At 40.2% G+C, this 20,830-nt stretch carries 14 protein-coding genes; 3 read left to right on the top strand and 11 right to left on the bottom strand.

The annotated features are described in order from the left end of the window. Nucleotides 1-62: 62 nt before the first annotated feature. From HZB59_05205 to ispE, 11 genes are all read right to left on the bottom strand, one after another. On the bottom strand, nucleotides 63-1,223 hold the full coding sequence (locus HZB59_05205) for a VIT1/CCC1 transporter family protein (GenBank protein ID MBI5020814.1): 1,161 nt from the start codon (nucleotides 1,221-1,223) through the stop codon (nucleotides 63-65). An 86-nt stretch (nucleotides 1,224-1,309) separates the two neighbouring features. Next, on the bottom strand, nucleotides 1,310-2,275 hold the full coding sequence (locus HZB59_05210) for an ATP-binding domain-containing protein (protein ID MBI5020815.1): 966 nt from the start codon (nucleotides 2,273-2,275) through the stop codon (nucleotides 1,310-1,312). A 53-nt stretch (nucleotides 2,276-2,328) separates the two neighbouring features. Beyond that, nucleotides 2,329-3,114 (bottom strand): hypothetical protein, encoded by a 786-nt coding sequence (locus tag HZB59_05215; GenBank protein ID MBI5020816.1) that lies wholly within the window; start codon nucleotides 3,112-3,114, stop codon nucleotides 2,329-2,331. Between the two features lie 15 nt (nucleotides 3,115-3,129). Beyond that, the gene (locus HZB59_05220; GenBank protein MBI5020817.1) at nucleotides 3,130-4,113 is read right to left on the bottom strand and encodes an ATP-dependent helicase; all 984 of its coding nucleotides are present in this window, start codon (nucleotides 4,111-4,113) and stop codon (nucleotides 3,130-3,132) included. Nucleotides 4,114-4,309: 196 nt separating this feature from the next. Next, a complete protein-coding gene (locus HZB59_05225; protein MBI5020818.1) occupies nucleotides 4,310-6,364 on the bottom strand; it encodes a M28 family peptidase in 2,055 nt (684 codons plus the stop codon). Between the two features lie 96 nt (nucleotides 6,365-6,460). Beyond that, a complete protein-coding gene (locus HZB59_05230; protein ID MBI5020819.1) occupies nucleotides 6,461-7,345 on the bottom strand; it encodes a hypothetical protein in 885 nt (294 codons plus the stop codon). A gap of 19 nt (nucleotides 7,346-7,364) precedes the next feature. Then, a complete protein-coding gene (locus HZB59_05235; GenBank protein ID MBI5020820.1) occupies nucleotides 7,365-9,449 on the bottom strand; it encodes a M1 family metallopeptidase in 2,085 nt (694 codons plus the stop codon). 78 nt (nucleotides 9,450-9,527) lie between these two features. Continuing rightward, nucleotides 9,528-10,001, bottom strand: a complete 474-nt coding sequence (locus HZB59_05240) for an RDD family protein (GenBank protein ID MBI5020821.1) — start codon at nucleotides 9,999-10,001, stop codon at nucleotides 9,528-9,530. 66 nt (nucleotides 10,002-10,067) lie between these two features. Further along, entirely contained in the window at nucleotides 10,068-10,628 is a 561-nt protein-coding gene (locus tag HZB59_05245) for an LOG family protein (GenBank protein ID MBI5020822.1), read from the bottom strand. A 38-nt stretch (nucleotides 10,629-10,666) separates the two neighbouring features. Beyond that, nucleotides 10,667-12,649, bottom strand: a complete 1,983-nt coding sequence (locus HZB59_05250; GenBank protein ID MBI5020823.1) for a TonB-dependent receptor — start codon at nucleotides 12,647-12,649, stop codon at nucleotides 10,667-10,669. Nucleotides 12,650-12,749: 100 nt separating this feature from the next. Then, a complete protein-coding gene (ispE, locus tag HZB59_05255) occupies nucleotides 12,750-13,616 on the bottom strand; it encodes a 4-(cytidine 5'-diphospho)-2-C-methyl-D-erythritol kinase (protein ID MBI5020824.1) in 867 nt (288 codons plus the stop codon). A gap of 280 nt (nucleotides 13,617-13,896) precedes the next feature. Between ispE and HZB59_05260 the strand changes: the two genes are divergently transcribed. From HZB59_05260 to HZB59_05270, 3 genes are read left to right on the top strand one after another with little or no spacing between them, the layout of a single operon-like run. Then, nucleotides 13,897-17,667, top strand: a complete 3,771-nt coding sequence (locus HZB59_05260; GenBank protein MBI5020825.1) for a T9SS type A sorting domain-containing protein — start codon at nucleotides 13,897-13,899, stop codon at nucleotides 17,665-17,667. A 60-nt stretch (nucleotides 17,668-17,727) separates the two neighbouring features. Then, complete coding sequence (locus HZB59_05265) at nucleotides 17,728-20,094, top strand: hypothetical protein (GenBank protein ID MBI5020826.1); 2,367 nt, start codon at nucleotides 17,728-17,730, stop codon at nucleotides 20,092-20,094. Nucleotides 20,095-20,126: 32 nt separating this feature from the next. Further along, nucleotides 20,127-20,681 carry a T9SS type A sorting domain-containing protein gene (locus HZB59_05270; protein MBI5020827.1) on the top strand — a complete coding sequence of 185 codons (555 nt, stop codon included), beginning with the start codon at nucleotides 20,127-20,129 and terminating at the stop codon, nucleotides 20,679-20,681. Nucleotides 20,682-20,830 lie beyond the last annotated feature (149 nt).

Here is a 20,830-nt window from a genome sequence, read left to right on the forward strand (position 1 = left end):
ACAGGTTTATAGCATATCTCACTTAGGATGATATTTATCATCTGAATCCGCATAGACGTAACTTATCCAAGCGTTGGTGCTATTAAAATTCCAATCACATATGTAATCGCCGCTTCACCCAATCCAACTAGCGTCATTTCTGTTCCACCTTTAAGCCATGAGCGACCTGTTACAATCACCTTCGATGCGCCGACAAGAAAATGAGCCAGAGTACTTACAATCAGCGAAATTAGCAATCCTTCTATCCCGGTGAAAAAAATAAATGGAATAACAGGCACCGACGCGCCTATTGCCGTGCTGATAGTTGCGCTGGTTGCAGCTTTCCATTGGTTGGGAAAAGATTTTTCAGATAAACCCAATTCTTCATGCGCCAGCGTTGTCAATAGATGATCGGGTTGTTCAGCAAGTTTCTTTGTCATGATTCTGGCTTCTTCTTCACTGAAGCCCTTGAGTTGATAGAAGAGTTCCATTTCTTCAATCTCTTCCTGAGGATTTTCTGAGATCTCCCGTCGTTCTTTTTCAATTTCCGCTTCATACACTTCACGTTCAGATTTTGTTGCCAGGTAGGCACCGCTTCCCATCGAAAGGGCGGAGGCAATCGTGGCTGCGAAACCGCTGAGAAGTATAAATTCACTGTTGGCGCTTGTTGCACCTGCAACACCGCTGACTACACCGAACGCCGCACCTAATCCATCGTTAACGCCGTATATCGCCTGACCTATCCACCCGCCAGCATGCACATGCCATTTCTCTCTGCCTAATATTTTTTCCAGTCTATTTTGCGGAAGATGCGAAGTGGTTGTATTCCCGAATTCTTCCAAAACTTTGCTGTGTGCATGTTCTTCTTTTTGTGCTTCCAAGATGGAAGATTTATCGGTATCAGATTGAGCGTTATTTAATAAATTGTCGTACAGTTTGTCAGCTTGTAATTCATCCGCCTCAAGCATTTTTGCCGCAACCTCGGCATCGCTTTTAAGCAATATCAATCGGCGCATTTTTTCTGGGAATGTTTCAGAAAATATTCCAACATGAACATCGAGTTCGCGAAGCCGTTTTGCCCATGTTTCGGCATGTCGTTCTTCGGCTTCTGCCATGCGAATCAGAATATCTTTTTTCGCACTATTTTTTTCCTGATTTGCCAATGCCCTGTAGTCCTGGGCACTCAGCATTTCATCACGCCATGCTTTTTTCAAGCCATTAATAAAATCTTTTTTCTTTTCCATGATCTATCAATTAAAAAGTAAAAAGTAAAAAGTAAAAATGACACTCATAACTAATAACTCATGATTCATATCTCATATCTATCATTTCATCCTTCCTCATCTACCACCCAAGGTTCCAGCAACTTATCATTTAATCCTTCGAGGAATCGGGATGGTTTCGTAAGAATAGTGCCGCTTTCTCTATCGTATATGTTGATTGGGTAAGTGATAAATAAATTTTCTTTTGCGCGTGTGCATGCGACGTACATAAGGCGACGTTCTTCTTCCAGTTCTTCAATGTTATTTGCCGCGTACATTGTTGGAAAACGCCCGTCAAGTGCGTATATGATGAATACGCTATGCCATTCCAATCCTTTTGCGCTGTGAATGGTAGATAATGTTAAATATTCATTGTCGCTGCTAACCGGTTCAATGTCGGCAATGCTCTCATTTGGCGGTTCAAGTGCAAGGTCGGTTAAAAAAGAACCGACATCTTTGTATCTTTCGGCAATTTGTTCGAACATTTCCAGGTCTTTTTTCCGCTTTGTATGATCATCGAATTTCTTTTTCATCATCGGATGGTAATAAGTGATGATGCGAGACGCTTTCTCGGAAGGTGCAAATTTATCGGTTGAAACTGATTTGAGTAATTCAAATAATTCCTTCACGTTGTGTGAATAGTTGTTGTATTCTTTCCAGAAATCTAAGATGGAAGTATTTGCGCGCTTATGCAGGATGTCGTCGATAATCTTTTCGGCAGAGCGGGGACCAACCCCATCGATCAATAACAATATTCTGTTCCATGCAACAACATCGCGTGGATTTTCAAGCACGCGAAGATACGCGATCATGTCTTTGACGTGTACGGTCTCTATAAATTTATATCCACCGAATTTTCTGAATGAGATGTTAGCTTTGGCAAGCTCGATTTCCAAGTCGAAAGATAAGAATGACGATCTGAAGAGAACGGCAACCTCTTCCAGGTTGACACCCTGTTCCCGAAGCTCAAGAATTTTCTGAACAACAAACTTTGACTGAAGGTTTTCATTTTCCGCAATTATTAATTGAGGCAAACTGCCTTCACTCTTATTCGTAAAAAGAAATTTGGAATATTTATGTCTCAGCGTCATGGATGAGGTTGGGAGAATAATGCTAATTTTACTATCGTCAACTTCCCATATACCGATCCTATTTCGGATTGATTCATCATCTTCAGCGTACCGTTCGTTGTAAACCAGACACCTGTTAAGCCGTTACCTGATTTATTACCGACAGCACTGAATTTATCAAGAAGTTTGTTGGAGTTGATATTCCCGCTTATGATTATCGGATAACTTTGAAATGTCTCGGGCAATTGTTTTAAGGAGGCGACGATGCTTTCTAGATCATCCAGAGAAGCTTTTTCCGTGATATGTGTGCTGATTACAACCAAATTCTGCGCGCCGCAATCGATTATCGTCTGCATAGCCGCTTCGAATCCGGTAGACTTAATTTTATCGAACTGCAGATTCTCACTCGATCGGATGGGGTAAACCGAAAAAACGCTATTGCCCATTTGGCGTCCGCCTAGGTTTATCGTTTCGCCGAATGATTTTCTCATCTCGGTTTCTTTGGCGAGTTCATCAACAAGATCAGCTCTTGTTTTTATATCGGGATAACGAGTAATGCCCTGCACTGTAAGAATATCTATTGAATCATTTTTTATTTGGCGGGCAAATTTTTGAATGTCATTTAATTCAATTTTCCTCCCGAATTTGGATATATCGATCGTCGCGAATTTGATGATCATATCCGGTGCAATTTCTTTGACTGCCGGCGGAGGGGGTGGTGGCTTTTCTTTAATGATTGGTTTTGGAGGTTGGCATCCGATAATTAGAATTATGAAAAATAAATAAAGTTTTTTTTGTTTCATCAGTATTCCTAAGAATTAGTCTAATGCGCGTTTCAGAATTTCGTTGGCAACATTAAGAATCGATTGAGTGCTCCTGAAATTCTCTTCAAGTTTTATCACATTGCATCCCGGATAATCGTCGGGAAAATCCAAGATGTTCCGTATAGTCGCACCACGGAATGCGTAAATTGCCTGTGAATCGTCTCCTACTACCATGATATTCTGATGTTTGTATGTGAGAAGTTTAACCATTTCTGCCTGAAGTTTGTTTGTGTCCTGATATTCATCAACCATAATATATTTGAAATGGTTCGAAGTTTCCGCACGAACCGGTTCATTCTGTTTCAAGAGTTTGTTGAAGTTTAGAAGTAAATCATCATAATCCATTGTTCCATGAGATATTTTATATTCAGAATATAACTCATGCACTTTTCGAATATCCGGTTCATCCTCAAGATAGTGCGGATAATCGAGAGTTAAAATTTCAGTTAAAGATGCTTTTGTGTTAACCGATCGGCTGTACAAATCGTAAAGCGTCTCTTTTCTCGGAAACCTGCGCTCGCGCGTGTCGAATTTTAGACGAGTTCTTATCAGGTTCATCACGTCCTCAGCATCACCCTGATCGAGTATCGTAAAATTTCGTTCATATCCGATCAGATTTGAATATTTTCTGAGGATTGAATTCGAGAAAGAATGAAATGTTCCGCCGGAAACCCTTTCACATCTGTGATCCAACAATAATGAAGCGCGCCTGAGCATTTCTTGTGCCGCTTTGCGGGTGAATGTAAGAAGAAGAATATGTTCCGGTTTTACTCCAAGCTCAACGAGATATGAAACACGATATACAATTGTGCGTGTTTTCCCGGTGCCGGCACCGGCAATGATCAGATTCGGACCATTAATTGATGTGACCGCATCGTATTGCGCGCTGTTCAATTCGGTCTTATAATCGATTTGAAATCGAGATGGTTGAACAATGTGAAGCGTTTCGTTCGATTTTTTTATTGTGTATTTTTTCATAAAGAAGTATATGAGTAGATGAGTCGTTGAGAATTTAAGTGAATGTGATAAAATATCTCAAATACTCAACACACTACTACTTACAGAATATATCAAAAGCATAAAGAAATGGCAAAGGCAGTCTATATTTGTATAAACTGCCTTTTAATTGATGCCGTGAAATGATGCCATCACTATGTTTCAATCGTTCTGCATCTTATTTCCATTTAAGTACTTTTATTTTTACGAGATCACCAATGAAACGATTAACAACAGAATCGGGAGTTGAACCGAATTCTGCGATAAAAGAATTTCTAATCTCCGAAACTTTTCGCTTTCCATCAATCAGATTGATTATTTCAAATCGTTTTGAGTCATTCAAAGTAAAATCTTCTCCTTGATACCAAGCTGCTTCTTTCGGTGGTAGCTTACTCCAGGGGAGGCGGAGGTCGATGGGTCCGCGTGTAAGTCTTTCTGGAATTCTATCATCCGGTTGAGTGTTTATAGGAGCTCCCATATCGGCTCCATAACCCGATGCTTCTGCATTCGCGCGGGTAAGTCCGAATAGAAATTCAAATCGTTTTCCGTAATGTGCTTGAACTTGATCAAGTAATTTGGCAAGTTCCGGATCTTTATTGAAGTGTAATATCGATTTTGCCGCTTCGACATCAAAATTGAATTGGTTGCTTAGTGCATTATCCGATTCTGACCATGCCATTGGCAAATCTTTAATTTGTGCCCCGGTTATATGCGCGCGTGTTACGCGAGCCATCTCACCAAAGCGTTGATAAGTATTTGCTTTAACGAGTTCGAATAGATCGAATGCTTCACCGGCTGATAGATTAGCTAAATACCAAAGCGAAGAAGCGGCAATCATCTCTGCACGTTGTAATTCGGTTGGGTCTACATTCGACGGTGTGTCGTATGTTGTATGGTGAGTATAATCAGAATGAGATAGCATCACAGTCGGAATTTTTCTGTCAAGGAGCATCATGTGATCGCTTCCTCCGCGGAATTGAACGACACGGTAATTGAATTGTGACTTGCTGCCGCCTGATTTTTGAATATTCATCTTATCAACCATTGATGCCATATTTGCAACAACATCATTCAAACAAGATGCAACTGACCATGGCGATTTGACAACATACATCTTGGAATGTAAGAGTTCTAAATTTTCTCCAACCATATCCATGTTTATAGCGGCAACAGTTTTTCCGCCGGATGTGGGACCAGCAAATTCGGGATGAGCATCGATATACGCCATAGTACCGTACCATTCAGGAATCCAGAAAAATTTTATGGTGCGACTCGGTTGCGGTAGTTTTCTTTGCTTCACAAGCTCTTTAAATGTGCGGGCGATATCGAGAATTGCCGCAGACCCACTTGCATTATCGTTCGCGCATTCTTTTGGGTGATCTAAGTGTGCGGTGAAGACCAGTTCTTCATCGGGGAACTGTTTACCGCGAATTGTTGCAACTACAACCTCCATTGTTGCCGGATATAATCCTTTTCCCTGAACAGCGCCGTGGAGAACAACTTTTTTTCCTTCGGCAAGCATCGCTTTGAGTTTCTCACCATTCTTATTCGAGATATTGAATCCGAAAGTGATTTTACCGAGTTCTTCGGTGCGGGGCCAGATACCTGTGTATCGAATCATATCGGGATTTTCGCGTCCGCGTTTCTCATCTAAATAATTCACAACAGCTTTTGCACCGTATTTAATAACAGCAAGTCGGTGAACATCTTCGCCGCTGCCGGTGGCGAGTACAAATTTTCCTTTAACATTCTTTCGGACATAATCAGTGTCGTTTGTTCCAGCACCCACCCAAACAACTTCAGCCGTCACATCACCGGGGTTTGAGTATGTCATCAAACTCATCGGTACATCGGGATACGATGCGAGAATGGATTCTTCCGGTTGTACTATGCTTAAAGTCGCTGATGTAACATCCCAGCCGGATGGTGATTGCCAAGTTTGATATTCTTTTTTTCCATCGGATAGGAAGGATTCGATGTGCGCCTCTTTTTCCGAAAATCCATATTCTCTTAATTTTCCCAAAACGTAATTAGCCGCCTCCCGATATCCGGGAGAAGCTTGAACTCTGTGGAATTTAGTTAGTTCAACTACATGTTCTTTTGCCTTCTCACCGTCTAATCCATTATTAAGAATCTCCCGGACAGAAGGATTCAGTAAGTCGCGTGAATCTTGAGTGAAGCAAATGGTTGAAGCCATTAAAATAAATAATAATATAACTGGAGATTGTCTCATTTTTATCCAATATAAGTTTGTTGAATGGTTGTATTTAGAAGATAAGAAAAAAGATGTTAAATTCTAAAAAACTGATATAATGTGAAAGAAGGATTCTTAATTTGTCGATTCTTCGGCTTCAATTGTGTCGAAATATTTATATAAGAATGATTGACTGCCGTAAAGTGCCAGTCGTAGAGACGTTCTGATTAACATATAAAATTGCTGAATTATTATAAGCGTGACGATGAGGAATATATTGCGATCGAAGATTGAATCTGAGATTAGATTATAGAGAACGAGGAACAAAATTCCGAGAATAAAATAAATAAATCCGATGCTGAATGTTCTCGGAAAATGTTTGAAGGTGAATTTGAATCCATGCCACCATGCTTTTCGCGCGGCGCGGACATCAAACATGACAATGTATATTCTTGCGTAATCAAATACTAAATAAGCTATCAGCAATCCAATATATCCGATCGCAATTTTAATCCATCCACCCCAAAAAATAACAGATTGATAAGGATCTTTTCCATAGATGAGATGTTGAACTGCAGTTTCAAGATATTGCAGTGAATAAAATAATATGAAAATTGGAATGTTGAATAAAAATAATCGAAAGAATCTGCCGAAATATTTAGCAGATTCTCCCCAAAAATATGATGTTTCGTACTTTTGCCGATGAATGAATGTGCTGAAAGCGCCTCCGGATAAGAATAAGCTGAATAGCCAGAAGATGATAGGGACTATCAAAATTAATCCTCGCACACCGGTAATCGCATTTTGATTTTTGAACAGGAATTCAAACACAAAATCTATATCGGTTCCCGGTATCAGATTACTTCCCATAGTCGATTGCCCGACCATCCTATCGATAAAGAACCGAATAGGAATCATGAGAATTATTCCGAAGATGAGATTTGATATATAAAATAAAGCAATAATTATTTTGTTTTTTAACGCTGAACCTATTCCGGCAAAAATACTTCTTAATATCATAATCATCAATCCCGTTTTCTCAGAAATAATTGGCGAAGAATGTGAACAAATTCATGAACTCGGGCATGTCGAGTATGAATTGAGCCCAGAACAAAATTCGGGCTGATAATTTATTAATTGCCAGCGTTTGACCCTCAATCGTTTTTCCATTGTTGGTTAAATTGATATCGAGAGGAATTTTACGATCCGGATCTACAGTCGCTGAAATGAGTTTAGCGGATTTCGTATACCTTAATTTCTTCCAAAGTTCCTTCCCGTCCCAATGTTCTCTCACTGTTTCTCCGTTATCAAACTTTACTTCAATCTCCACAGGAAATATAAAAGAACCGAGCCGGCGTATCTTCACTTCACTTATATATGTGCCTGTTGTGTCTTCATCCTCTTTCTCGCTTTGAAATTCTTTTCCGTCAACTGTTTCCTGAATGGCGCGATCATAATCGAAACCTTTATCGTTTGATATTTTTTTAGAGGAAACGTAATCAACGCTATAATCCAAAACCGCGTTGGTATATAGGGCTTGTTGAAAAAACCAATCAAGATTTTGTTTCCCTTGATCTGATGTGACCGATTGCGGATTTTGAATTCTGGAATATTCCGGTTCATCTGTTGAACGGTCTTGGGGGTATACTTCATTCGCGATATCAATAAAATCCTGTGTTTTTGGATGTTTAAATCTCCAACGTTCGGAATATAGGCGCATAATTTTGAACATTCTTTCTTTCCCGACAAAATTCTGAAGGGTCGTAAGAAAGATACTCGGTTTCATGTATGAATTGACTGCATAACTTCCACCGGAATAATATTGCCATGCGTTTCGTGTTGTGGGATCATAATCTGCCATGGGAATATACTGTGCTCGTTGAAATTGCAGATCGTTTATTTTGATTCCGAGGAAGTTAAGAAAATTACCGTCGTTACCGTATGCCGATTCAAAGATTTGATTTTCAGTATAGCTGTTTATACCTTCGTCCAACCAGCTTTCTTCGAATTCATTCGAAGCGAGAAGATGATACCAGTAATTGTGTCCGAATTCATGTATGATTACCATTTCAACAGCACGCACACCGGCAGGCAAGCCATACAATGTGCCGGCAGTTATAAGAGTCGGGTATTCCATTCCACCGGAACCTCCTGCATCTCGCCGGGGATCAACGACAGTTAGATTTGGATAGGGATAATCTCCGTACCAATTTTGATGATATTCGACTACAATTTTTGCCACTTCAAGATGACGGTTACCTTGATCTGCGTGATCGGGTTGCATTAAAACCCGGATATCGACATCCTGTGCTTTGCCTTTGAATTCAACAAACTCCGGGCTTGTAGTCCATGCAAAATCGTGCACATCTTCGGCTCGATACCGGTGGGTTGAAGTGCCATCATTGTTTTTTTTCACTTCTACCTGAATACCGGTCGCACCAACGATGTTTTTATCGGGGACAGTCATTTTAACATCATACACACCGAAGTCAGCAAAGAATTCAGAATGTGCGTGATACTGATGGCAATTCCATTGATGATCAATATAGACTCCGATTTTTGGAAACCATTGACCTATGAAAAAATATTCTTCTTTAGCTCCCGAGCGGGCGAAGGGCGGTTCAGGTAACAGTGCCACAAAATCGATTTCTAATTTAATCGAATCGCCCGGCTGAAGAGGTTTTGGCAAAGGTAAGCGAAAAACTGTTTTATCATCTATGTTGTCATCATCAGGTTGAATGAATTGAATAGTTCTCGTTAAATCTTCGCCGGAGGCGAGTTTAATCTTTTTAATTTCACTGAAACCCCAACCGTTTTTTTCAATTTTAAATCCCCGACTCAAGCCACCTGATTCTTTCATGAAAGTAGATTTATTATTTCGGAATGCGTTGAGGTAAAGATGAAATTGTAGTTCATTCAGCACGTCGGTTGATTTGTTATGCCACTGAAGAATCTGATGACCGTTTAACAAGCGTTTTTGGACATCAAGTTTTACATCGATATCGTAATTGGCTATTCGCGGACTCAGTGGTTGGGGAAAAATTTTCGGTTGAGCAAATGTTGTTTGATCAATGATGATGCTGATGAGGAGGTAAATAATGATTAAGAATTGATATTTTTTCATTAACCTTTTCCTTATTTTTGCCTGGTGTCTCTGGTAGATAATGAAAGTCCGATATGTAAATTGTGCATTAAGGAAATCTCAATATTTATTTATCACCAAACACCCGGCAATCAAATCGTGCAGTGCCTGTTTACGTTGTGTGAATCCGGCCATAATGTAACCTATGCTCATTGTTAGACTCGAAATTATTTTTCCGAAATATCTTCCCGTTGCTCTGCCGAAGGAAATCCTATTGCCCTGAAGATCGGTAACGGTAATCCCAAGCGCCATCTTTCCGAGAGTTGCACCTTTCATCGATTCCATCAATGCATAGTATAACCATTCTCCGATCACGATGGTCATGATCATTGTGAAGTATGCGCCTATCATCCAAACGACTAAACCGATGGATGGATCAAAATCTTCATTCCATAAACTGATACCCATCATCGCCAAAAAGGGAATAACAATAAAAATACCTAAAACTCCCATTATCATCTGGTCGATAATGTATGCTAAAAATCGTTTCCAGAATCCGGCATAATGAAATGCAACTGGTTGTGGTGCCGCCATTTGAGGGTTGCGTGTTTCCATATTGATTCCTTTCAATTGTTCAGGTTATTGTAACGCTTGTTTTCGCTAAATGTTACAGCTCTTCAAAGATGATTTTAATATTTTTATGCAATCATCAGGATGATTGGCGTATCGAATAAATTTCGTAACGTTCTCGAATCCTTCGTGCACCAACTCAGTTGCAAGGGTATCAACTATAGGATTCCAAAAATTTCCAAATAAAATAATCGGTTTTTCTTTCATTACAGATTTGTTTAGGAATTCCCATACCATAGATAATTCTACAAGGGTTCCAGTGCTTCCCTTAAGTGCGATATATGCATCGCCAAGATCAATCAATTTCAACAACCGGTCGGTTAATGTTTTTACTTTCACGGTCTCAAGGATGTAATTGTTAGCATCGCGGTTGAAGTATTCTGCAATTACTCCGATCGTTTTTCCGTTAGCATCTTTTGCTCCTTCAGCGCTGGCTTCCATTATTCCGCCGTAACCGCCGTTGCAAATTGTATAACCATTAACGGCGAGAGTTTTGCCTATCTCGTAAGCAGTTTGATATTCCGCATCACCTCGTAATGGTTTTGAACTTCCGAATATTGTCACGATATGATTTGTTCTACCATTTTTCATTCAATATCACTACTTACAAATTAACAACTCACTTTTTATTAATCTAAAAATTCCCAGCTCACACCGAACCTCATTTGCCTTTCGGGCATAGGATAAAAGGCATTCATTATATATTTTCGATTTAATACATTATCCCAAATCAAATGAATATATGCTTGACCTAAATGTGCGAGTATTACAAGGTCAAGAACACCGTTCTGTTGAATCTGGTAACCGTAATCTGACAGTAAGTATTCTTCCACTTCAAAATTATATTCTTCTGCAAAATAATTGCTGAAGTATCTTCCTCTGAGTCCGCATTTTAAGTCGAGGTGATCACCGAGTATTTTATTCCGATAATATAACGCTCCGGTAAATGACCAACGCGGGAGGGAGGAGGTTGGAGTTGAATTCTCGTTTATATCGAGATACTCTGCTGTTCCTTCAAATAATAAAAGCCAGTACTGTGCTCTGGTACTTCCGGCGATTCCGCGAATGATATTTTTGGTAGATCTGGTATATGCAAATGGGACTGATAATCCTTCGGGTGATCGATTAATATTAATCGCATTCCAAATTATTCTGTTGAAAGATTTAATTTCGATGTTCATATTTTCAACAGGATCCCAACTCAAACCTGCTTCTAATAAATGATGTCGTTCCGGATCGTTATTCAGGTCTGATGATATGATAGTATCGATTCCAATCTTTTCTTGGAATGTCGGTAAACGATAAGATCTTGAATATCCGCCGAAGATAGTCAAACAAGGTGTGAGTTGAAATCTTGTATCAGTACCAAAACCAAGAATCGTTCTGGAATTTGCGAAGTCGAGGCGAGAATATGGTGATATTCGCATCTGTTCTGAAATTATTATTTCCCCTTTGCCATATAAATCAGCTAACACCGCACTTCTTTTTTGATCAGTCGTCGAGTGTGTAATTTGCTGTGATTGAATTCCGGCTCCGAAATCGAATGAGTGTCTTTCGATTGTCAAACTCTGAGTGGCTTTTGCCCCGAACCAATTGCTCACATATTTTTGATCGGAGAAGATACCATTCGAGATAGGTCTATTCTCAAGATCACGGTATTGCCTTACGTTTGAGATATAATACAGGGTTAACATACTGATAGCGCTCGTGTCTGGAAGCAGCCGGGAGGCAATACCAAGTTGAATATCGTGCCTTGCGATCTTCTCGTACGCTTCAGTGTTTCGAACAACAGCTTGCAATACTTCGTAGCGGAGAGAATCATGTGTCTGCTTTATATCAACTCCCTGCCAGATACCGAGGAGTGATTGATTATACATCTCGGACGCGAATAAATTAAAATTCTCGTTCAAATTATAGCGGACTTTGATACGTGCATTCCAATTGTCGTAATTTTCATTCAGATATCTTTGTCCATACACAGTATGCTGCGCGCCTGCGGTTATGTTCATACCGCGCAGCACATCCTGACTGACCATGCCATCGATAATACTGAATCCGTATCCCGATTCGGAATATCGTATTCTTGAATATGGTTTTAACGCTTTCTTACTTTTAGTTATAGAATTTATTGCCGCCCCTGTGCTGTTCAATCCGTAGAGAAAGGCACGAGTTCCGGTTATTGTTTCAATACGTTCGATACTTTCGGTGGGAAATAAGTACGGATTGTAAATCCCTGTGAACGGATCGTTTAACTGAATGCCATCCGCAAAAAAAGAAATACCTTTTCCATCCACACCAAAAATATTTAAACCCGGCAATGGACCCAAACTTCCGAAATCGCGACTGAATATACCGACTTTCAATTCTAGCAGGTCAACTGAGTATCGATAATTACTGAAATTAATCACTGAATCTATTAATTGATTGGAAGAAAGATTTTCCCTATCCAGCGCTCCAATTGTCGGTATGGGCGCAAGGAACTGATGGGAGACAGAATCGACTGCGAGTGAATCGCTTGAAACTGTTTGCGCGAAAGATATTATTGAGCAAACAATTATTATGATGCTGATTAGAAATATTCGCAACAGGTTTTCACCAAAATTTAATTTCAAAAATATATAGAAAAGCTGTAACAGATGCAATTTAGGTATGTGGTAGTCGGGTTGGCGATTGGTGAGTAATAAGTTTATTGAGCAGTTATGCAATTTAGATTTATTCAGGGTGAAAGTTTGGAGGGGTTATAAATACTTTATACCGATTCTGGAGTTTTTTAGCTGTTGAAACAGCTTTATGTTCATCGTTGAAGAGACCGAATACAGACGATCCGCTTCCAGACATCTGAGCAAAACAAGCTCCTTCGGAATACAGCAATAGTTTGGCAAAACCGATTTGCTTATGCTCATGTAATATTATCGGCTCAAAATCATTTATGAGATTTTGATTTAGTTCGTGTGGGTCATAAATATTTTTTAGAAGAAAATCCTTCAGAGGGATTGGAGATGTCGGATGTGGGATATGATTGATGTGAGATGATTCAAGTGAATGATAAGCCCACGCAGTAGAAACATGAACATTGGGGTAAAGGATTACAATCCAGTAGGGAAGTGGTAACGAAAAATATTCAAGCACTTCTCCTCTGCCTGTTGCGTGTGCTGTACCAGGTTTTAGGAAATAAGGGACATCAGAACCGAGTTTTAAAGCAATCGATTTCAGTTCTTCTTCCGTAATTTTTAGATTCCATAATTTTACTAGTCCAAGGAGTGTTGCTGCCGCATCGGAACTTCCTCCACCCATTCCTGCGCCTATCGGGATATTTTTTTGAAGATTTATCTTCACACCATTATTAGGATGAAAATGATCGTTTAAGATCCTAGCCGCTTTAATGCAGAGGTTAGAGGAATCGGAGTTCAAATTCAGATCATTGGAGTTGAAGCTTATCTCGGTTGCTTCAGTTAATATAATTTCATCAAAAGGATTAACCCGCAAAAATATCGTTTCGAGATTATGGTAGCCATCTTCTCTTCGGTTAAGGATTCGCAATCCCAAATTTATCTTTGCATATGCTTTCACTGAAATCATTTATTTCGATCTTAAAGTATTGATAAAACGGTCAAATTCGCATCTTTCAAACTTACAAAAAAATTAGGTAAGATGCAGAATTAGCCATAATTCAACCGGGAGTTTCAGATTCCATTCTTTCTTGTTTTTTGTCAAATCATTTATTAAAATATGCCAGTATCGTTGTTCTCCCCACCGATCTGGATGTTACACCCAGTTAGTTCGATGGATGGAAGTTGAAATACATTTTATAAAAAATTGATTATCAATAATTCTTCCAATCAACAACCAAGGAGTTGCTATGAAACATCTTTTTAAAAACCTTGCTTTCGTATATATCATACTGTTGATGATACCATTGTTTCATATTTCGGACATATTTATTTCTTCGGTAATTGCTGCAGTGCCGGAATATTCATTTCCGAATAATAATTACCCTCCGGAGGGTGCTTATGTAACACCGCGGGGAGTTACGTTAGCGTGGCCCAATGGTGTTTTGATGAAAAATTTTATTCAATATGGTATTAATCCTGTCGGTATCCCTCCCGGATCGGGAGAAAGCAAAGATTATGTTTGTACAGGTAATGCTACCTTTGAGCTTTCTTTTAATCAGGGGGGAACCTGGACAACCTTCTCCACCACAGGATCTAATACATTTCATTTGGATTATTTAAAAGATTCTTTGTCGTACAATATTCATTCTGGCGAAGTTTATGTTTTGAACCTGAGCGGCGGTTCAATGCCTCCGGGAGTTTTGATCAGGGAAAGTCCGACTCAGGCATCGACGGGACGAACCATGTGGTTACCAAACGGTGACAGATACTGGTGTGATAGTTTCTTTGATATATTTTTTGAAATCAGCACGGACGGTGGTATGACATTCTGGCCTCCGCTCGGTTCTATTTTAATGAAAGCGGTTTCGTTTTATAAAGAGAGTCCATCTGCAATAGTACCTTCGACGAATTTTCCTCCGCACGGAAAGTATCTACAAAATCAATCGGATGTTGTTACTTTTCTCTCAGGTGTCAGATTTAAAGATTTTATTCTTCGGGATCTTTTTCATCAGGGAGCATTACCCGATATTTCGCAGGTTTATCCTTTCAGTGCTGCATGTGATTACTCAATATCGTTCGATGGCGGTTTAACATGGAGTATCAACCATTCTTCGGTGACAATGTCGGTTAGTATAAATAAAATTGCCGATTCAACGGGAATCGGACTTTATGAAACTGAAGTGATCTCGATGAGTTTTTCGAGTGGTGGAGGTACCCTGATACGTGAGAGTCCCACAAAAAAATCTAATAGTAAAATAATTGTCGAGTCACTGGGCTCAGGTTATATGATATCGAGTTTCTTCGATATATTTACTGAGGTTAGCTTAGACGGCGGTACAACCTGGTCACCAAGTAACAATCTTTTGAATATCGATTTGACATATCCTTCTGCCTATCCTTTCCTGACAAATATGATGATGCCATCGACAGGATACAGAACTAAATCAGGCGATGAGATTTCATATTCGTCATTATATAAAATCAGATCTGTTATACTGGATAATTTTTCCTCATCCTTCGCGCCACCGGCATTGGGTGGAACATCAACAAATTTGTTTAACGGAACTGCAAATTTTGATTTGAGTTTCGATGGAGGATCAAGTTGGTCGAATGTAACCGCGCCAGCATCATGGCAGGTCAGAACTTATCATCACACTGATGATGGTGCGGCAGAATTTTATGAAATAGAGGTACTAGGGCTTAACATCACTGGAGGTGGATTACCTCTCGGTGTTACAATCAGAGAATCACCTACACTGAAATCCGCCGGTAGGCATGATATCGTCACGACACTTGTGGATTACAACATCAGCAGTTTCTTTGATATTTTTACTGAAATATCCACAGACGGGGGGGCAACGTTTATTCAATCTGGAAATTATATTTCATGTACGCTAATTCCACCTTGTCCGACAATTTCATTGATCCCTGAATCGTTGACAGATGGAAAAGTAAATGAAGAATATTATCAGGAAATCTCCGCTTCGGGCGGCACATCTCCGTATAGCTATGCGATAGTCGGAGGTTCTTTACCGGATGGAATCTATCTTTCTTCGAAAGGTATTATTTACGGAACACCTACATCAACGGGATATTCAACATTTACAATTGAAGTAACCGATTCGATCGGGTGCACCGCTTCTGCGGCGTATTGGATTGCCGTGATGCCCGCCGGTCAGAGGACTTATTCCGACCGATTTCCACAGACCGGAAAGTACTTCCAGCAACCGAATACCGTAGTTTCATACTCATCCGGTTTGGCTATTAGAAAGTTTGTCGTACGAGATTTATATCATCGTGGTGAACCACCCGCACTTTACTCTGCTCAAGTTTATAATTTCAGTGCATCCGTTGATTTAGAAACATCTGGAGATGGCGGGTTGACATGGACGCCTTATTACAATTTACCGGTATCTATGCAGGTCAACCTTAATCATTATAAAGATGAAGGGGGGGCGGAACATTTTCTGGCAGAAGTTCTTCAATGCAATATTTCCTCCATCGCCGCGATATACATGATGCGGGAAAGCCCTACACTTGCATCACGCAGTAAAGTTATAATGTCTCAGTTCCCTGATGGACAATGGCATGTAGAAAGTTTCTTTGATATCTTCACAGAAGTCAGTGCTGACGGCGGCGCTACTTGGTCAACAGCACTTAATAAATTAATACTCAATTTTGTGCAACCGGCTGATTCAAAATTTAATTCAACGAATTATTTTCCAACCGATGCACAATTCAAAAGTATCGGGGGTGATTATATTCAATTCTCGAACGGATTTTTATTAAGGGAATTATTACACGACCGGTTCACACAGTCATTCACGCTTCCGCCACTTTTAAGTTCTCAAACAAATTCATTCGGGGGAACTGCTGAGTTCGAATTATCGGCTGATGGTGGAATATCATGGACTAAAATTTCCGGCAGCGTAAATGAAGATGTATGGATTTATGGTACCTCGGATGATAATAATGCAAGATTTTTCAGTACCGAATTTTTATCATTCTCAATTTCTGGCGGAACATTGCCTCCCGGAACGCAAATACGTGAAAGTCCGACTAAACCTTCAAGCGGAAAATACGAATTTTTCACACTTGGGCAGATGGATTACAGGTTATGCAGTTTCTTCGATATTTACCTTGAGATGACGCTTGATGGAGGAATGACCTGGTCACCTGCCAATAAACCGTTCTATATTCTGATGCGGGGAACACCGGTTACCATGAGTGTGGAAATGAATTCAGGTTGGAATATGGTATCTGTTCCGATGATAATGGATGATTACCGTACCTTAATCTTATATCCGACCGCAAAATCTCCGGCATACAGTTTCAACGGAACGTACGTGGCTGAAGATACTTTGAAAAATATGATCGGTTACTGGGTGAAATTTTCCGAACCGCAATCGGTCAGCTTTACCGGCTTCGAGATTACACTTGATTCGGTTGATGTCGTTGAAGGATGGAATATGATCGGCTCGTTATCCGATTCCGTTCCGGTGGCGAATATAACATCTGTTCCTTCAGGAATAATGACGTCGCAATTCTTCGGATACGGTAAAGGGTATGTAGATGTTGACACATTGGTACCCGGAAAAGGTTTTTGGGTCAAAGTGAATCAGTCCGGGAGATTATTTATGGACAATTCCTTGGGGGGAAGAATAGCCGAAGGAAAGATTCAGATAGTATCGATAAATCAAAAACCGCCTGCGCCGCCGGATGATGATAGAATATCGAATTTCGAAAAACGAATATCGAATTTTAAATTGGAGCAGAACTATCCCAATCCGTTTAACCCAAGTACAAATATCGAATATCAAATATCGAAAATCGGATTTGTATCGTTGAAGATATATGATATTCTGGGGCAGGAAATTGAAACGCTTGTGAACGAGGAAAAACAACCAGGTATTTACAACATTGACTGGGACGCGAACGGTTATCCGAACGGTGTATACCTTTATCGGTTGCAGTCAGGTACTTTCACAGACACAAAAAAATTATTGCTAATGAAATAAATTTTAGTATATTAATCGGTTAAATTCATCATTCATAAATAATTCAGTAGGAGATTTATCATGAAAAATGCAAGATTACTGCTTTTAATCTTCCTTGTTTTATTGCCCGCAATCGTTTATTCGCAGATTCCACGGACAATATCATACCAAGGTGTTCTAACGGATGATTTAGGTAATCCGAAACCGAACGGACGATATTTATTTACCTTCAAATTGTATGACGTCAGTTCAGGAGGAGTGGCGCTTTGGACTCAGGCAGAAAGTCTTCAAGTAGAAAGAGGTCTATTTAGCTCTCTATTAGGACAAACACCTTTCGGTCCCTCCATGTTATTTGATAAACAATATTGGTTAGGAATTCAAGTAAATGCTGATCTGGAACTTGCTCCTCGAGTTAAACTCTCCTCGGTTGGTTATAGCTTGAATTCGGCACATGCCGATACAGCTGAATATTCTCGTGTTGCACCGTCGGGTGGTGTAGCAGACAGCGCCAGAATCGCCGGAACAATTCCAAATAACAGTATTACCAGCGCAAAGATATTAAACGGCACAGTTCAGTTTGCAGACATTGCTCAAAATGGTGCCGCCGTCGATCAGATTATGAAATGGAACGGTGTTATCTGGACACCGAGGAATGACTCTGTTGGTACTTTAGGAGTCAGCAGTCAATGGACAACACTCGGCTCCGATATTTATTATAACCTTGGTAATGTTGGTATTGGTGATACAAACTATCCTAGTTACAAATTAGATGTATTACATACTGGATCAACGGGTATCCGGAGCCGTTCGAGCGCCAGTTTCTCAGTTGTTGATATAGATGCATTTAGTGGTGATGCTGCATTACGATTTCAGAAAGCCGGTATTGGCCAGTGGAATATCCGCAACCGCCCCAGTGACGATTATCTTGAAATATTTGAATTAGGCGGTGGTGGCAGTCGTATGGTAATACAGGATGCAACAGGAAATGTCGGGATCGGTGAAACCACAGCACCATCTTACAAATTAGATGTATTGCACGCTGGTTCAACAGGTATCCGCAGCAGATCAAGTGCATCCTTCTCAGTCGTTGATATTGATGCAAATTCTGGCGACGCCGCATTACGTTTTGCTAAGGCTGGAGTTAACCAGTGGAATATTCGTAATCGTCCCGGTGATGATTATTTAGAAATATTTGAATTAGGTGGCGGCGGAAGTCGTATGGTGATCCAGGACGCGACCGGTAATGTCGGTATTGGTGAAACTACTTCACCGTCTTACAAATTGGATGTATTGCATGGTGGTTCAACAGGTGCTCGTATCAAATCATCATCCAGTTTCTCTGTCGTTGATATTGATGCCGCAAGTGGCGATGCAGCATTACGTTTCCAGAAAGCTGGTGTCAACATGTGGAACATCCGCAACCGTCCCAGTGATGATAATTTAGAAATATTTGAATTAGGTGGCGGAGGAAGTCGTGTTGTAATTGAGGATTCTACAGGATTTTTCGGAATAAATACTAGTAATCCTACGGCTCAATTAGAGGTTACGGCAGGTGCTACCAGAGGTATATATGGAACGTCAAGTATTTTATCTAATATAGATGGAGCCGTATATGGTAATAATACTGCAGGTCCTACTGCAGCGCTTGCAACACAGAATAATGGTATATACGCACATAGCACTGTAAGCGGTGGAGCCGCTGTTTTTGGGGACAATGGTTATAGTAATACTGTTGGATATGCAGGATATTTTGCAGGTCGTGTACACGTTAGCGGAACACTTTCAAAATCTGCCGGTTCTTTTAAAATCGACCATCCTATCGATCCAGAAAACAAATATCTTTCTCACAGCTTCGTGGAAAGTCCGGATATGATGAATATTTACAATGGCAATATTGTAACAGATGCTACCGGTAAAGCCGTGGTATCACTGCCGGAGTATTTTGAAGCATTGAATATGGATTATCGTTATCAATTGACAGCCATTGGCTCTTTTGCTCAAGCAATCATTTCGAAAAAAGTACAGAATAACCAGTTTGAAATTGCAACCAGTCTTCCCAATGTTGAGGTAAGCTGGCAGGTAACAGGTATCCGTAATGATGCTTATGCCAAGAAAAATCGTATTCCGAATGTTGAAGATAAAGAATCGGTGAACAGAGGTAAGTATTTAAATCCTGAGTCATTCAATTTACCGGCAACCCGAGGCATTGACTTTGCAGGTCAGACGGATGGATCCGTCTCGCAAACTCAAACGACCTCTATTCCGCAGCAGACTCAGCAAACAGTTATCGAAACCGGCGGCAGTCTAGATCAGGCGCCTGCGACTCAAACAGTTCCGAAATCAGTTGAGAACTCAGGAAGCGTTGCTAATACCGATGCAGTAAAGGCAGTAACAAAACCTGCTGATAACTCGGGCAGTGTTCTTGATACTCCGAATGATAAACGTTAATTCTGTTGACAACTCATAAACGAGGTGATGTCATGAAAATAAATTATTCAAATAAAAATATAAGGCGGGCGGTAATATTGCTGCCGCTCTGCCTGATGCTCTTATTAAATTTTGCTCTTTCACAAAACGCTAAGATCACATGGTCGTCGTTCAATATGGGATTTGCAAAATCTCAAACCACGAACACGATGGTCAGTTCTGTTGTTGGACAGAATTTTGTAGGAACATCGATACAAGGAAACACTGAAGTTGTAAGCGGATTTTTGGCGGATACTTTATTCAGAGGAACAGTAGTTGCAGTTAAAGAAAATGAAGAATTACCTGCAAAATACTCACTCGAACAAAATTATCCGAATCCGTTCAACCCGTCTACAACAGTTCAATTCAGTATTGTTAATACTCAATTGACAGTGCTGAAAGTGTACGATGTACTCGGTAAAGAGGTAGTGACCTTGATAAACGAGGTGAAGCCACCCGGTGCGTACACCGTAAGATGGGACGCGGTTGGATATCCGAGCGGTGTTTATTATTACCGCTTACAGGCAGGAAATTTCATCGAAACTAAGAAATTAATTTTGATGAAGTAACCAGCTTCATTATCTCATAAACATAACGGCTCACGCACCAACGTGAGCCGTTTTTATTTTTATTCAACCGAATAAAATACTGAGAGGGATATCCGCAAGGAGCAGGCATGTCTTTCTTCCAACCACTTGCGGAATTATTCAAATTATCC

It is taken from the genome of Ignavibacteriales bacterium (genome assembly GCA_016214905.1).
Taxonomy (GTDB): domain Bacteria; phylum Bacteroidota; class Ignavibacteria; order UBA10030; family SZUA-254; genus PNNN01.

Bases quoted from the DNA above. Each gene is read 5' to 3' on its own strand.
- HZB59_05205 (MBI5020814.1), bottom strand. From the start codon at position 1,223: ATGGAAAAGAAAAAAGATTTTATTAATGGCTTGAAAAAAGCATGGCGT.
- HZB59_05215 (MBI5020816.1), bottom strand. From the start codon at position 3,114: ATGAAACAAAAAAAACTTTATTTATTTTTCATAATTCTAATTATCGGA.
- HZB59_05220 (MBI5020817.1), bottom strand. From the start codon at position 4,113: ATGAAAAAATACACAATAAAAAAATCGAACGAAACGCTTCACATTGTT.
- HZB59_05225 (MBI5020818.1), bottom strand. From the start codon at position 6,364: ATGAGACAATCTCCAGTTATATTATTATTTATTTTAATGGCTTCAACC.
- HZB59_05230 (MBI5020819.1), bottom strand. From the start codon at position 7,345: ATGATATTAAGAAGTATTTTTGCCGGAATAGGTTCAGCGTTAAAAAAC.
- HZB59_05235 (MBI5020820.1), bottom strand. From the start codon at position 9,449: ATGAAAAAATATCAATTCTTAATCATTATTTACCTCCTCATCAGCATC.
- HZB59_05240 (MBI5020821.1), bottom strand. From the start codon at position 10,001: ATGGCGGCACCACAACCAGTTGCATTTCATTATGCCGGATTCTGGAAA.
- HZB59_05245 (MBI5020822.1), bottom strand. From the start codon at position 10,628: ATGAAAAATGGTAGAACAAATCATATCGTGACAATATTCGGAAGTTCA.
- ispE (MBI5020824.1), bottom strand. From the start codon at position 13,616: ATGATTTCAGTGAAAGCATATGCAAAGATAAATTTGGGATTGCGAATC.
- HZB59_05260 (MBI5020825.1), top strand. From the start codon at position 13,897: ATGAAACATCTTTTTAAAAACCTTGCTTTCGTATATATCATACTGTTG.
- HZB59_05265 (MBI5020826.1), top strand. From the start codon at position 17,728: ATGAAAAATGCAAGATTACTGCTTTTAATCTTCCTTGTTTTATTGCCC.
- HZB59_05270 (MBI5020827.1), top strand. From the start codon at position 20,127: ATGAAAATAAATTATTCAAATAAAAATATAAGGCGGGCGGTAATATTG.